Genomic DNA, 15,361 nt, shown 5'->3' on the forward strand with positions numbered 1-15,361 from the left:
CGGCGGACCTCCCGGGTCTTCGGAGGTTCACCCCCAAGTTTCTTGCCGTCCACACCTGTTCACGGTGTTATCGCAGGTCAACACCCTGTGGACAGTTATCCCCAGTCGTTGTCCCCAGGCTGTGCACAGCCCTGTGCACAAGCACCGGCCAGTTATCCACAGGTTGTCCCCCGGCTTGTCCACCGGTGGATTTGGTACCCGGGCAGGTGGGTTTCTAAGGTCGTCTGGCGACCCGCGCGTCGCCCGGCAGGTTGTCGGAGGTGTGTGGTTCGCTGCGGGTGATCGCGCAGCAGGGGGGCTGAATGTCGATCTCCGAGGAAGTCCGACCGCCCGGCGGCCCGGACGAGGACGAGCCGGGGCGCTCCCGCCCGCCCGGCGGTGGCAGGAACTCCGGCGGCGCCGGCGGTCCCGGCGGCGACTTCGAACGCACCCCGCCGCAGGACGTCGCGGCCGAACAGTGCGTCCTCGGCGGCATGTTGCTGAGCAAGGACGCCATCGCCGACGTCGTCGAGATCCTCAAGACCAACGACTTCTACCAGCCCAAACACGGCATCGTCTTCGACGCCATCCTCGACCTGTACGGGCGGGGTGAGCCCGCCGACGTCGTCACCGTCGCCGCCGCGCTCATCGACTCCGGCGACATCAACAAGGTCGGCGGCGCGCCGTACCTGCACACCCTCGCCGCCACCGTCCCCACCGCCGCCAACGCCGCGTACTACGCACGCATCGTCGCCGACCGCGCCGTCCTGCGCCGCCTCATCGAGGCCGGCACCCGCGTCACCCAGCTCGGGTACGGTGCGGCCAACGGCGCCGGCCGCGACATCGACGACATCGTCGACATGGCCCAGCAGGCCGTGTACGACGTCACCGAGCGTCGCGTCAGCGAGGACTTCGCCGCGCTCAACGAACTGCTCCAGCCGACCCTCGACGAGATCGAGGCGATCGGCGCCGCGGGCGGCGTCATGACCGGCGTACCCACCGGCTTCACCGACCTCGACCGCCTCCTGAACGGCCTGCACGCGGGCCAACTCGTGATCGTGGCCGGCCGACCCGGCCTCGGCAAGGCGCTCGCGCTCGACACACCGCTGCCCACGCCGACCGGCTGGACCACGATGGGCGAGGTCCGGCCCGGTGACCGGCTCATCGGCGCCGACGGCCGCCCCACCAGGGTCGTCGCCGCGACCGACGTCATGCACGACCGCCCCTGCTACGAGGTGGAGTTCTCGGACGGCACGGTCATCGTCGCCGACGCGCAGCACGAGTGGCGGACGAGTACCCGGGCGAGCCGGCGGCAGCAGTCCGAGACCCGCACCCGGCGGTACTGGGCGGACGGCTCCGCCGACCGGCTCCGGGCGACGTACGCGGCGGTGTGTGCCGGCCCCGACCGCGCGGTGACCATGCCCGACGAGGCGGGCGCAGAGGTCCGGCACGTCCTGCACACGGTCGGGAAGGCCGTCGGCGCCACCGGCACCGTGCCCCGGGAGTACGTGCGGCGCGGGCAGCCCTGGACCCGGCAGATCCCCACGTACTCGCGCCAGGCGCTGCTCGGCGCCCTGGTCGACCCTGCGCTCCGGCCCGTGAACGCGGCGACCACGGCGGTACATCGGCCGATCGTCACCACCGAGCAGATCGCCGCGACCGTACGGTGCCCCGACGGGCGGCCCAACCACGCCGTCGACGTCGCCGGCCCGGCCGATCTGCCCGACCGTGACCTGCCGATCCCGGCGTACACGCTGGGCGCGTGGCTGGGCGACGGGCACAGCGCCGGCCCCCGGATCACCACCGCCGACGCGGAGATCGTCACCGGCATCGAGCGCGACGGCTTCCGCATGGTCCCCGGCGCCGGCCCCATGGTGTACGCCGTCACGTGGGCCGACCCGACCGGACGACCGGCGCTCACCACCGTGCTCCGCGACCTCGGCGTCCTCGACGACAAGCACATCCCGACCGGGTACCTGCGCGCGTCGGAGCGGCAGCGGCGCGCGCTGCTCGCCGGCCTGCTCGACACCGACGGGTACGCCATGCCCGACGGAACGGTGCAGTTCGCCGTCACGAACCGGCGGCTCGCGATGGACACCCGCGAGCTGATCCTGAGCCTCGGGTACCAGGTCTCGCTGACGACCACGCGGGTCAAGGGGCGCACCGATGGCAGTTCGACCTGCCACGTGCTGACGTTCACGCCGGCGGACCCGGTGTTTCGCTTGTCCCGCAAGCGTTCCCGCCAGGTGACCACCGGACGCGTCACGACCCGCCCGCGGTACGTCGTGGCCGTGCGGCCGGTGCCGAGCGTGCCGGTGCGCTGCGTACAGGTCGACAGCGTCGACCACATGTACCTGGCGAGCGAGTCCTGGATCCCGACGCACAACTCGACCGTCGCGATGGACTTCGCGCGGGCGTGTTCGATCAAGAACAACATGGCCAGCGTCATCTTCAGCCTGGAGATGAGCAAGGTCGAGATCGTGATGCGGTTGCTGTCCGCGGAGGCGCGCGTACCGCTGCACACGTTGCGGTCCGGCCAGCTGTCCGACGACGACTGGACGAAGCTCGCGCGGCGGATGGGCGAGATCTCCGAGGCGCCGCTGTTCTGCGACGACACGCCGAACATGACGCTGATGGAGGTACGGGCGAAGGCGCGCCGGCTCAAGCAGCGGCACGACATCAAACTGATCGTGGTGGACTACCTGCAGCTGATGAGCGGCCCGAAGAAGGCGGAGAGCCGGCAGCAGGAGGTCGCCGAGCTGTCCCGCGGGCTGAAGCTGCTCGCGAAGGAGATCCACTGCCCGGTGATCGCCGCCTGTCAGCTCAACCGTGGCCCGGAACAGCGCACGGACAAGCGCCCGCAGCTGTCCGACCTGCGTGAGTCGGGCTGCCTGACGGCCGACACGCGCATTCTCCGTGCGGACACCGGTGCCGAGATCAGCCTGGGTGAGCTGCTGGCCTCAGGAAGTACCGACGTTCCGGTGTGGTCGGTCGACGAGAAGCTGCGCTACCACGCACGGACACTGACCCACGCCTTTCCCAGTGGGGTACGCGAGGTCTTCCGGCTGACGCTGGCGTCGGGTCGGACGGTGGAGGCGACGGCGAACCATCCGTTCCTGACGTTCGACGGCTGGCGGCCGCTCGGTGAGCTGTCGGCCGGATCCCGCCTGGCGGTTCCGCGACATGTGCCGGCCCCACTCGTCACCACCGAATGGCCGGACGACGAGGTCGTGATGCTGGCGCACCTCATCGGTGACGGCTCGTTCGTGCGCCGGCAGCCCATCCGGTACGCGAGCGTCGACGAGGAGAACCTCACCGCGGTGACGCGGGCGGCCCGGCACTTCGGCATCACCGCCGTGCGGGACGACCACGCCACCTCGCGGTGCACGAGCCTGCGTCTGCCCGCACCGTTCCCGCTCGCCCGAGGGCGCCGTAACCCGATCGCGCAGTGGCTCGACGGACTCGGCCTGTTCGGTCTGCGGAGCCACGAGAAGTTCGTTCCGGACGGCGTCTTCTCGTTGCCCAAGAGGCAGATCGCGCTGTTCGTGCGCCATCTCTGGGCGACGGACGGGTGCGCCTGGTGGGACGAGCGGAACGACCAGGCGCGCATCTACTACGCGTCGACGAGCAGACGGCTCGTCGACCAGCTCGCCCTGCTGCTGCTGCGCTTCGGCATCCAGACGCACATCAAGGCGGTCCGCAAGGCCGGGTACCGCGACGGGTACCAGCTGGTCATCTCGGGCGGGGACGACCAGCTCCGGTTCCTCCGGGAGATCGGGGTGCACGGCGCGCGGGCGGCGGGTGCGGCGCAGTGCCGCGTGGGCGTCGAGAGCCGGAAGCGGAACACCAACCGCGACACGGTTCCGCGCGAGGTGTGGACGCGGGTGCGTTCGACGCTGGCCGAGCGTGGCATGTCGCATCGCGAGTTCGCGAAGTCGATGGGCACGCAGTTCTGTGGGAGCACGCTCTGGAAGCACGCGCCGAGCCGCGGTCGCCTGGCGAAGGTCGCCGCCGTCCTCGACGACGCCGACCTGGAGATCCTCGCCACGAACGACATGTACTGGGACGAGGTCGTGAGCATCGTGCCGCTCGGCGAGAAGCCGGTGTACGACGCGACGGTCCTCGGCACGCACAACTTCGTCGCGAACGGCATCGCGGTGCACAACTCGATCGAGCAGGATGCGGACGTTGTGCTGTTGTTGCACCGGGACGACTACTACGACAAGGAGTCGCCGCGGGCGGGCGAGGCGGACTTCATTGTGGCGAAGCACCGTAACGGGCCGACGGACACGGTGACGGTCGCGGCGCAGCTGCACCTGTCGCGGTTCGTGGACATGGCGGTCGACTGACCGGTCTCCACCGGCGGTCACGCGTCGGCTCGCCGGCGTACGGCCAGGGCCAGGGCGAGGGCGGCGAGTGCGGTGCTGGTCCACAGCGGGGCGTGGGGGCCGAGCCCGACGGCGAGGGCGGCGCCGCCGAGCCATGGTCCGGCGGCGGCGCCGAGGTTGAGCGCCGCCGTGGCGTACCCGCCGGCCATGGTCGGCGCGGTCGTCGCGGCCCGGAGTACGCGGGCGATGAGGGTGGCGCCGGCCGCGAACGACAGCGTGGCCTGCACGGGTACGAGGGCGAGCAGCGCGGCGGGAGCGCCTGCGGTGAGCGCGAGCAGGAGCCAGCCGCCGAGGAGTACGGCGCAGGCGGGGGCGAGGGGGGCGGTGACCCGGCCGGCGATGGTGACCCCGGCGAACGAGCCGAGCCCGAACAGCGCGAGTACGGCCGGCACCCAGCCGGGCGCGAGGCCGGCGACGCCGGTGACGACGGGCGCCAGGTACGTGTAGGTGCCGAAGGTGGCGCCGTTGACGAGCGCGGCGAGGGCCAGGGTGCGGGCGAGTCGCGGGTCGCGCAGGGCGCGCAGTTCGGTGCGTACGCCCGCGGCGGCGGGGTCGGGTGCGGCCGTCGGCACGGACCGCAGCCCGACCAGCGCCGGTACGGACAGCGCGGCGACCGCCCAGAACACCGACCGCCAGCCGAGGTACTGCCCGAGCAGCGCCCCGGCGGGTACGCCCACGATGCAGGCGAGGGTGACGCCGCCGAGGAGTACGGCGGTGGCGCGTGCGCGGCGGTCGGGCCGGACCATGGCGGTCGCCGCGGACAGGGCGACGGCGAGGAAGCCGGCGTTGGCCACGGCGGCGGCGAGCCGGGTGGCGAGGAGTACCGGGAGGGTGGTGGTGACGGCGCCGGCCACGTGCGCGAGCAGGAACGCGACGAGGAACACGAGCAGCGCGCGGCGGCGTGGCCAGCGTCGGCCGAGCGCGGCCATCAGTGGCGCGCCGGCGATCATGCCGACCGCGAACACCGACGTCAGCGACCCGGCGGCAGCCACGGACACGTGCAGGTCGGTGGCGATGGCGGGGATCAGGCCGGACAGCATGAACTCGGACGTGCCCTGGGCGAACACGGCCAGGGCGAGCAGGTAGAGAGCGTAGGGCACAGCGGACTCCGCAGACCGTCGATCGGCGTACGTCGGCGCGGCGGTGCGCGCGCGACCGGACTGGCGCACGGGGGCGCCGGGTCGGTCCGGTGTACAGGTGGTCGGCGAAGGGACGCGGCGACGTCAGCGGTCGCGGCGTACGGGCCCGGGCAGCCACCGGAACACCGGTGGCCGGAGTCTGTCGGATTCCGGGCTGGCCATGGCGTGCACGCTAACCGCCGGCAGTACGCCGTGTCGAGCGCGTTTCCCGGCCAGGGGCGGGCGAGCGGATACCCCCGACAAGCGATGGGCTGCCGGCGACACGCGGCGGCCCGGCAGGTCGTGGGTACGGCCTGCCGGGCGGGAACCAGCGGTCGGGCTGAGCGGTCAGCGGTCGACGGTGACGGTGCCGTGGATGACGGAGCGGGTCATCGGCCGGTTCAGGAACTCGTGCGGGAAGCCGAGGTCGACGGCGCTGGCCGCGTCGAGGGCGGCGAGCTGGTCGGCGGTGAACGTGACGTCGAGCGCGCCGAGGTTGTCGTCGAGCTGCGCGAGCGTGCGGGCGCCGATGATGGGTGCGGTGACGGCCGGGTTCCGGAGTGTCCAGGCGATCGCGGCGCGCGACGGGGTGGTGCCGATCTCGGCGGCGACCTTGGTGACGACGTCGGCGATGTCGAGTCCGCGGGCGGTCAGCGCGCCGTTGGCGGCGGCCACGTTCTTCCGGGTACCTTCCGGCGTCGCGGCGCCGCCGTCCGCGTCGAGGTCGCCCCGGGTGTACTTGCCGGTCAGTACGCCGCTGCCGAGCGGCGACCACGGTACGACGCCGAGGCCGAGTTCGGCGGCCATCGGGATGAGGTCGCGTTCGACGGTACGTTCGAGCAGGCTGTACTCGATCTGCAGGGCGATGAGCGGGGACCAGCCGCGCAGGTCGGCGATGGTCTGCATGCGGGCGACCTGCCAGGCGGGGGTGTCGGAGATCGCGACGTAGAGGACCTTGCCGGCGCGTACGAGGTCGTCCATGGCGCGCATGACCTCGTCGACCGGGGTGGTGAAGTCCCAGGCGTGCAGGTAGAGCAGGTCGATGTGGTCGGTGCCGAGGCGGCGGAGGCTGCCCTCGACGGAGCGGACCATGCTCTTGCGGTGGTTGCCGCCGGAGTTCGGGTCGTCCGGCCGCTCGGTCATCGTGTACTTGGTGGCGATGACGAGCCGGTCGCGCCGGCCCGCCGCGAACTCGCCGACCAGGGTTTCGCTGGTGCCGTTGGTGTACCGGTTGGCGGTGTCGACGAAGTTGCCGCCGCGGTCCACGTACGCGTCGAAGATGCGGCGCGCCTCGTCGCGGTCGGCGCCCCAGCCCCAGTCCGGGCCGAACGTCATGGTGCCGAGCGAGATCGGCGACACCCGCAGGCCCGAGCGCCCGAGCAGGCGGTACCGGTCGAGGGAAAGGCTGCCAGTCACGGCGGACTCCTTCTTGCTGGTTCGTGGGTGTCTCGGCGGGTCCGGGGTGACCGGTGCGTCGCCGGTACCCAGCGTGCCGGCGGGAACGGCGCTGGGTAAGGGAAGGATTGTCCTGGGACCGGCGTTCCCAGGCTGCGCCGTAGGATCGGGGGCGATGAGTGTGGACGGCGCGGGCGAGCTGGCGGCGTTCCTGCGTGCCCGGCGGGAGCGGCTGACGCCGGCGGAGGTGGGCCTGCCGGTGCGCACCCGCCGGCGTACTCCGGGGCTGCGTCGCGAGGAGGTCGCCGAGCTGGCCGGCGTCAGCGTCGACTATGTCGTACGGCTGGAGCAGGCGCGTGGCCTGCGCCCGTCCACCGACGTACTGGAGGCGTTGGCGCGGGCGTTGCGGCTCAGCCCCGACGAGCGGCTGTACCTGTTCGACCTGGCGCGGCAGCGTCCCGCGGACCGGCCCGTACCGGTGGAGTCGGCGGCGGCCGAGCCGGTGTCGCGGCTGGTACGGGACCTGTCGCCGCTGCCGGCGATGCTGCTGAACCACCGGTTCGACATCCTGGCGTGGAACGCGGAGATGGCCGGGCTGATGGTCGACTTCGCCGTACTGCCGCCCGTGCGGCGCAACTCGCTGTGGCTGTGCCTGCTCGCGCCGGAGTTCCACGGGTTCTACCGGGACCGGGAGCGCGTGATCCGGGAGGGTGTCGCGGATCTGCGCGCGGCGTGGGCGGGGCATCCGGACGACACGGCGCTGGCGGAGCTGGTCGCGGAGCTGCGCGCCGGCAGCGCCGAGTTCGCCCGGCTGTGGGAGGAGCGCGACGTACGCGTCAACGGCCGGGGCCGCAAACCGTTGCGCCACCCGCGGTACGGGCCGGTGACGATCGAGTTCGAGGTGCTGTGCCCGTTGCAGGATCCGGACCTGCGGCTGGTCATCTACCGCGCCGCGGACGAGCCGTCGCAGGTCGCGCTGGACGCGATCGCCCGGGACGCGGTCGCGCTGGACGCCGGCCGGCTGCGCGCCGTCGGCGTCTGACCCACCGGGTCGGCGTGCACCACCCGCCGGTGTACCTGCCGGGTGCGTCGTGTAGCTCGGGTGCGTCGCGAGCGGGGCGCCGTGGCAGTGCATCCGCCGCGCCCGGTGAGGCCGGGTCGCGGGCGGCGGGTGTGCGGGCCCACCGCCCGCCTGCGTGTCAGGCCGTCTCGGCGAGCGCCTGGTGCAGCCACTCCTCCACACCCGCCACGTGTACGGTCGCCCACGACCGCGCGACCTCGGCGTTCCGCCCGCGCATCGCGTGGTAGATCGCGGCGTGCTGCTCGCGGGTCCGCGCGACCGCACCCTCCTGCGTACGCCCGCGCCAGACCCGCGCCCGTACGGTCGGGGCGGACAGGCTCTCCAGCAGGCTGGCCAGCGCCGGATTGCCGGCACCGACCGCGATCTCCCGGTGGAACCGCAGGTCGTTGGCGACCAGCTCGTCCACGGTCGGTTCGGCGGGCAGCTCGGCCAGGATCGCGCCGAGCCGGTCCAGGTCGGTGTCGGTCATCCGGCGGGTGGCCAGCTCGGTCGCCGCCGGTTCGAGGATGTGCCGGATCTCCAGGAACTGCCGGACGCTGTGGTCGCGGTGGAAGTCCACCACGAAACTCATCGTCTCCAGCAGCAGCTGCGGTTCCAGACTCGTCACGTACGTGCCGTCGCCCTGGCGTACGTCGAGGACGCGGATCAGCGCGAGGGCCCGGACCGCCTCGCGCAACGAGTTGCGGGACAGTCCGAGCCGCTCGGCCAGGTCGGCCTCCTTGGGCAGCTTGTCGCCGGGGCGCAGTTCGCCGGACGTGATCATGCTCTTGATCCGGTCGATCGCCTCGTCGGTCAGCGCCATGCGGGCCCTCCTGATGCCGACCGTGCCGAGCGCTCCGGGACGTGTCCTCAGTCGTCGAACAGGTTCTCCAGGAAACTGCGACGCTTCTTCGGGCGGCCGTAGTCCGAATGATGCCGGTCATCGTACCGGCGGTGGTCGTCGTACCTGGGCTGCTCGTGGCGCTGCTCGTACCGTGGGTCGTACTGCTGGCGGTGGTCGGGGTGGCGCTGGGACTGGTCGTGCCAGCCGCGTTCGGCGTCGACGAGCCTTTCGAGCTCGCCCCGGTCGAGGAACAGACCGCGACACTCGGTGCACTGGTCGATCGTGACGCCGTTCCGCTCGTACTGGCGCATGCGGCCCTGGCACTTGGGGCAGATGAGTTCCATCGAGCAACGGTAGCCGGTCAGCCGAGCAGTCCCCGGACCTCCGCGTCCGAAACCTGCCGAAAGTCCTGGTAGAACTGGCCCACGGCGTCGAATCTCCGCGGTACGAGCGGGCACGCCACCTCGTCCGCGACCCCGCCCAGCGCCGTCACCGCCTGCCGCGCACCCACCGGTACGCCCAGCACGACACGCCCCGCGCCCCGGCGTCGCGCCACCTCGACCGCCGCGCGCGCCGTCGCCCCCGTCGCGAGCCCGTCGTCGACGAGTACGGCGACGCGGTCGGCGAGGTCCGCCGGCGGCCGGTCCCCCCGGTACTCGGCGTCCTGGCGGTCGAGTTCGGCCTGCTCGTTGGCGCGGACGGCGGCGATGTCCCACGGCGCCAGACGCTCGACGTAGTCGGTGAAGACGACGACCCCCTCCGGGCCGATCGCGCCGAACGCCACCTCCGGCGCCCACGGCACACCCAGCTTGCGCACCACGAGTACGTCCAGCGGGGCGCCCAGCCGGCCCGCGACCTCCGCCGCCACCGGCACACCGCCGCGCGCCAACCCCAGCACCGTCACGTCCGCCCGGCCCGCGTACCAGCCGAGACGTGCGGCGAGCGCCGCGCCGGCCTCCCGGCGATCCCGGTACGACCGGGCGGTGACCTGCGCGTCGGCCGGTCCCCACGCTCGGCTGCGCACCCCTCCTGTCTACGCCAGATCCGACGCCGCCGCGACTCGAACGCCGGCACCCTCGGTGACGTCCGTCTCGTCACTCCGTGCGTACAACGCGACCGACCACACCGCGTACGCCGCCGGGTAGAGCAGGTAGCCGAACCGGGTCGCCGGCGCCAGCATGATCGCCAGCAGCATCGCCACCGCCGCGCGCCGGGCCGCCGCCGCCACGTCCACCGGCGGCCTGACCAGCAGGTACACCATGAAGGCGAGGCCGGCGACGACGAGCAGCACGCTCGCCACCACCCCACCACCCGGTACGAGTACCGCGATGAGGTGGCCCGGCAGGTTGCTCGCCGCGGGACTCTTCGCCAGGCCGTGGCCCAGCGGGTAGCGGACCAGGTTCTCGACCACGCCGTCCGGATCGCGCAGCGTGATCGGGCCCAGCGTGACGACCGGGATCGCCAGCGCCGGCAGCAGGTACCAGCCCAGCGGACGCCACGCGACGCGCCCGGCGCCGCCCCGTACGGCCACCACGACCGCGAGGATCACCAGTACCGGCAGGGCGAACAGTTTCATCGCCGCCGCGTCCCCCACGACCAGCCCCGCCGCCAGCCACCACACCGTGCCGCCGCTCCCGTCCCGCAGGCCCCGGACCGCGAACGCCAGCGCCAGCAACGTCAACGCCAGTACCGGCATGTCGTCACCGCCGGTGGCCAACGTGAGCGCACAGATCGGCAGCACCGTCACCGCCTGCGCGGCACGTACCAGGACGGTCGCCGGCGCGACCCGGCGCAGCAGCACCAGCGCCGCCACCAGCGCAACCGCCGTCACCACCGCGAACCACACCCGCGCGTCCGCCCACCAGACGTCCCCGCCGTACCGCCGGGGCAGACCGAACACCGCGATCCCCGGGTTGTACGGCACGTACGCCAGGTAGCCCTGCGCGGGCAGCGCGGCCAGGATCCCGTCATGCGACAGGTACGGGCTGCCCGTGTCCACGAGGCGGGCGGCGGCCACCTCCACCACACCCACCTCGTCCTGCGCCCGCCCCGGCATCCCCGTCGCACGCTGCGCCGACTCCACCACCAACGGCACCAGCGTCGTCGCCACCCAACCCACGAACACCACGGCCATGCGTACCGCGGGGGCCGTTGGGCGGTGGGTCGTCGCGCGGTGTGCCGTTGCCCGGCCTATCGTCAGCCGCTGGACCAGGGACAACACCGTCAGGGCGGCATAGCCGAAGACGGCGATCGTGCCCCACGCCTTGTGCGCCGGCAAGTTCGACGTCACCGCGATGATCCCCGCGTACACGGTGGAACCCGCGTACAGCACGAGGTCGGCGACGGTGCCACGGCCGGCCCGGTGTACCGAGCGGGCGAGTCGGGTCAAGGTCACGACGGAGAGTGTGTCACTGCGGAGTACGGGCTGTCGCGCCCGTGTTGATCTTGGCCGCTATCGATTGTCCAATTGTTCAACTGTCGCATTGTTCAACTGTTCAACAATTGGACAATGTGACAGTTGAACAATCGATAGGTGCCCAAGATCCACAAACCGCCCCGCCGACTCGACACGCACCCGGCCTCACACGCCCGAACGACACGCACCCGGCCTCACACGCCCGACTCGACACGTGCCCGAGCCGACGCACGCCGACCCGACACGCCCGGCCATACACGCCCCGGCTCAGAGCCGGTGCCGGTTCCCCCGTACCAACCGCGCCGCCGGTATCCGGATGACCTGAGCGTCGGACGACATGGACGGCGCGAGGGCACCGCCGGCGCCGAGTACGTCGCGGACTTTCTCGGCGGACACGGCCCGGCTGAACAGGTGGCCTTGCCCGGTGGGGCAGCCGAGTTCGAAGAGCAGGGCGCGCTGTTGTTGGCTTTCGACGCCTTCGGCGACGACGGCGAGGTTGAGGCCGCGCCCGAGGTCGATGGCGCTGCGTACGACGGCGGCGGACTCGGGTGAGGTGGTGAGTCCGGCGACGAAGCTGCGGTCGATCTTGAGTTCGTCGACGGGGACGCGGGCGAGCATGGCGAGCGACGACGTGCCGGTACCGAAGTCGTCGAGCGCGATCCGTACGCCGAGTTCGCGGAGGGCGAGGAGGATCTCGTCGACGACGTCGAGACGGGACAGGTTGAGCGTCTCGGTGAGTTCGAGGGTGAGCCGCTCGGGCGGTACGTCGACGCGCGCGAGCCGCCGCGACACGAGGTCGGGGAAGCCGGGGTCGAGCAGGCTGCGGGGCGAGACGTTGACGGACACGCCGATCGGGTACCCGGCGCCGGCCCAGTCCTGCGCGGCGTCGAGCGCGGCGTCGAGGACCACTTCGGTGAACTCGGGGAGCAGGTCGCTGCGTTCGATGGCGGTGAGGAAGTGGTGCGGGTTGAGGTCTCCGCGGTACGGGTGGTGCCAGCGGGCGAGCGCTTCGGCGGCGGTGACCTGGCCGGAGTTGAGGTCGACGATCGGCTGGAACCGTACGGCGAACTGGTCGTCGGCGAGGGCGGAGCGCAGGTCGCCGCCGAGGGCGAGCCGGGTCACGTCGGCGGTGTCTCGCGTCCGGGCGTACTGAGCGAGCCGTACTCCTTCGCGTTTCGCCTGGTACATGGCCACATCGGCGCGTCGCAGCAGTTCGCCGACCCCACCCTGTACGGGGGCGAGCGCGACGCCGGCGCTGCCGCCGACGGTGATGCGGATGCCGTCGACCTCGATCGGCGGGTCGAGCGTGGCGAGCATCTGCCGGGCCCGGTGCACGGCCAGCGCCGGCGCGGCGAGTGCCACGAACAGCACCGCGAACTCGTCACCACCGAGCCGTACGACGATGTCGTCGGGGCCGGCGGCGGTGGCGAGCCGGCGCCCGATGGCGGTCAGCACCTCGTCACCGGCGGAGTGCCCGAGGGTGTCGTTGACCTCCTTGAAGTGGTCGAGGTCGATCAGCACCATCGCGTGCGTGCCGCGGACGGGCCGCTGGCGCAGGATCTCCTCGCCCTGTCGCAGCAGGTACCGCCGGTTGGCGAGGCCGGTGAGCGGGTCGTGCGCGGCGTCGTGCGCGTGCCGGGCGGCCCGGTGCTGCGCCTCGGCGTACGCGTAGGCGTTGCGCAGCGCGGTACCGAGCGCGGCGGCGAACGTACGCAGCGCGTACCGCTCGCGTTCGGTGAGTCGGACCCGGCCGCGGAACCGTAGCCGCAGCTCGCCGGGGCCTTCGTCGTGGTCGCGCTGGCCGCCGAGCGGGATGGCGATGGTCTCGCCGGGTGCCGCGTCGGGCGCCTCGTCGGCCTGACCGGCCCAGTCGACGCCCTGCTGGTCGCCGCGGACGATGCCGGCGGGCTCGTCGCCGAGACGTACGAGGACCTCGACCTGGTCGGCGGAGAACAGTTCGGCGGCACTGGTCACCGCGGTACTCAGGACCGATTCGAGGTCGACGTTGGAGAACCGGTCGGTCGCGGCGGCGATCCGCTGCCACGTGGCCCGTTCGGTCCGGGTACGCAACCGGTTGGTGGAAATGAGCCGCACGCTGAGCAGCAGCGGCGGCAGGGCGAGCAGCAACCGCGGGTCGAATCGCAGCATGGCGAGCGCGACGAATGCGGTGCCGATGTTTCCGCAGATGGCGATCAGTTCGACCCGGTGCATCGGCAGCAGCGGCACCTTGGCCCCGCTGGCGAGTCGTACGGCGATGCCGACGGAAATGTTCGCGACCAGTGCGTAGACCACGGCGGCGGCGACGAGTGCGAGCGCGCCGCGGAGCGTGAAGGGGTCGACCCGGCTACCGGCGACGAAATAGCAGACGACGGCGGCGGCACTGACCGCGACGATCTGCTTTCCCACATTGAGTACGAGTTTGGAGAATGCGCGCCGCTCGATCAGTTCGGCGATCAGGCGACCGATCATCGCCGCCCAGACGACCTCGCTGGACGGCAGCATCACCAACCCGATGATCAGCGCGGCCTCACCCCAGGCGAACTGGATGCCCTGGCTGCGGATGCGGATCTCCAGGTTGGCCAGCCCGGCCACGGCGTACAGCGCGACCAGTCCGGCCGCCTGCCACGCGAGGTGGGACGGCCCGGGCAGCTTCGCGGTGGCGATCAGCAGCACGCTCAACGCCACTGCCCCGTACCCGCTGATGTAGCGGCTCAGGCGGCGGTTCGGCACTTCGGTACTGGATGTGCTCACGGTGACCAGTCCGCGGGGGAGGGGAAGCGCATGACAGGTGACGCAATCCTATACGCGCGGGTGGGACGTCGGGACACGTGCCGGTCACGATGGTTCACCGGGCACCTCCGGTACTTTCCGTCCGGCTTGCGGAACCGCTCCGCCGGCGCCGTCAGGACCAGTTGTGTTCGCGCATGACACCCCCTCGGTACGGGCCGCGTATCGGGAAAACGCCTGCTGCGGGTGTTCCCGCTTCGTGTGTGCCGCTGTCGGTGGTCACGACCAGTTGTGCTCGCGCATCGCCGACCCTCCTTTCTCGTACGCGCCGAACATCGACTCAGGACCAGTTGTGCTCGCGCACCGGCGTACTCCCTTCTCGCGCTCCGACCGCCGGACACTCCGGTTCACGACCAGTTGTGCTCGCGCATCCCGCGCTCCTCTCCGTGCGTCGCCGAACGGTTGCCGTCGCGTACTCAGGACCAGTTGTGCTCGCGCATCGTGCGTCTCCTTTCCGTGCGCCCTTCCGTTTTCCCGTCGCTCACGACCAGTTGTGCTCGCGCATGTCGCGTTCTCCTTTCCGCTTCGGTCCGATGGTGGTGCGGTGCGGTCAGGACCAGTTGTGCTCGCGCATGTGCTTCTCCTTCCGGGTTCGTCGTCCACGTTTCCTTCGCGATACTCAGGACCAGTTGTGCTCGCGCATTTGCGTTCTCCTTTCCGGCGGTAGGACCGGGGTGGCGTGCATCAGGACCAGTTGTGCTCGCGCATCGTGCGTTCTCCTCTCCGTGCGGCGTGGAACCGTTTCCCGTCGCTCACGACCAGTTGTGCTCGCGCATGTCGCTCTCCTTTCCACTTCGGTTCGACGGTGGTGCGGTGCGGTCAGGACCAGTTGTGCTCGCGCATGTGCTTCTCCTTCCGGGTTCGTCGTCCACGTTTCCTTCGCGGTACTCAGGACCAGTTGTGCTCGCGCATTCGCGTTCTCCTTCCGGGTGGTACGGATCGGGTGGTGTGGCTCAGGACCAGTTGTGCTCGCGCATGAGCGACCCCCAGACGAATGCGGAATGTAAGTGCCGGGCGCGCGCACCGTGACCGTCCACAACCCGGGCGCCGTACGCGGGTCGCGGTGGTACTCGGCTGCCGCCATAGCCGCGCCTCCAACGAGATGCACGCAGGGCGCCGTGCCCGGACCTGACGTCTCGGCGCGTCGACGTCGTGCGTGGGAGGAACATCGCCAGAATAGAGAGGCGTCGATGCGGCGGCCATTGGAGAACTCGCCGGCAATCTGGCGATGGGTGCGTATTCTCCCGCGCATCGATGTTCTTCCGGGTACGCACCGGTATCACCGGTTCCCATTACTCCGGCGGCTGTGCCATTCGCGGACGGCGACGGCCCGCACCCATCGGTACGGCTGGCGAACGCGCAGCGTGTTCGTCC

Annotated in this window: 9 protein-coding genes; 2 read left to right on the plus strand and 7 right to left on the minus strand. The window is 71.5% G+C overall.

The window, feature by feature from the left end:
- Positions 1-302: 302 nt before the first annotated feature.
- Positions 303-4,328: a replicative DNA helicase gene (locus Aru02nite_RS20775; protein ID WP_203660156.1), complete on the plus strand. Its 4,026-nt coding sequence runs from the start codon at positions 303-305 to the stop codon at positions 4,326-4,328.
- Between the two features lie 17 nt (positions 4,329-4,345).
- Here Aru02nite_RS20775 and Aru02nite_RS20780 read toward each other — a convergent pair whose 3' ends face one another.
- Together Aru02nite_RS20780 and Aru02nite_RS20785 are read right to left on the minus strand one after the other, a co-directional pair.
- Complete coding sequence (locus tag Aru02nite_RS20780; RefSeq protein WP_203660158.1) at positions 4,346-5,467, minus strand: Cmx/CmrA family chloramphenicol efflux MFS transporter; 1,122 nt, start codon at positions 5,465-5,467, stop codon at positions 4,346-4,348.
- A 366-nt stretch (positions 5,468-5,833) separates the two neighbouring features.
- Positions 5,834-6,901 (minus strand): aldo/keto reductase, encoded by a 1,068-nt coding sequence (locus Aru02nite_RS20785; protein WP_239076829.1) that lies wholly within the window; start codon positions 6,899-6,901, stop codon positions 5,834-5,836.
- Positions 6,902-7,055: 154 nt separating this feature from the next.
- Between Aru02nite_RS20785 and Aru02nite_RS20790 the strand changes: the two genes are divergently transcribed.
- A complete protein-coding gene (locus Aru02nite_RS20790) occupies positions 7,056-7,922 on the plus strand; it encodes a helix-turn-helix domain-containing protein (protein WP_203660160.1) in 867 nt (288 codons plus the stop codon).
- 157 nt (positions 7,923-8,079) lie between these two features.
- Here the strand turns inward: Aru02nite_RS20790 and Aru02nite_RS20795 are convergent, their stop codons facing one another.
- From Aru02nite_RS20795 to Aru02nite_RS20815, 5 genes are all read right to left on the minus strand, one after another.
- Positions 8,080-8,763, minus strand: coding sequence for a FadR/GntR family transcriptional regulator (locus Aru02nite_RS20795; protein ID WP_203660162.1), 684 nt, complete (start codon positions 8,761-8,763; stop codon positions 8,080-8,082).
- 47 nt (positions 8,764-8,810) lie between these two features.
- Positions 8,811-9,128, minus strand: coding sequence for a TFIIB-type zinc ribbon-containing protein (locus Aru02nite_RS20800; RefSeq protein WP_203660164.1), 318 nt, complete (start codon positions 9,126-9,128; stop codon positions 8,811-8,813).
- 17 nt (positions 9,129-9,145) lie between these two features.
- Positions 9,146-9,808 carry a phosphoribosyltransferase gene (locus Aru02nite_RS20805; RefSeq protein ID WP_203660166.1) on the minus strand — a complete coding sequence of 221 codons (663 nt, stop codon included), beginning with the start codon at positions 9,806-9,808 and terminating at the stop codon, positions 9,146-9,148.
- A gap of 9 nt (positions 9,809-9,817) precedes the next feature.
- Complete coding sequence (locus Aru02nite_RS20810; RefSeq protein WP_239076830.1) at positions 9,818-11,179, minus strand: glycosyltransferase 87 family protein; 1,362 nt, start codon at positions 11,177-11,179, stop codon at positions 9,818-9,820.
- Between the two features lie 288 nt (positions 11,180-11,467).
- Complete coding sequence (locus Aru02nite_RS20815) at positions 11,468-13,951, minus strand: putative bifunctional diguanylate cyclase/phosphodiesterase (protein WP_203660168.1); 2,484 nt, start codon at positions 13,949-13,951, stop codon at positions 11,468-11,470.
- Positions 13,952-15,361 lie beyond the last annotated feature (1,410 nt).

Source organism: Actinocatenispora rupis (assembly GCF_016861975.1).
Lineage (GTDB): Bacteria > Actinomycetota > Actinomycetes > Mycobacteriales > Micromonosporaceae > Actinocatenispora > Actinocatenispora rupis.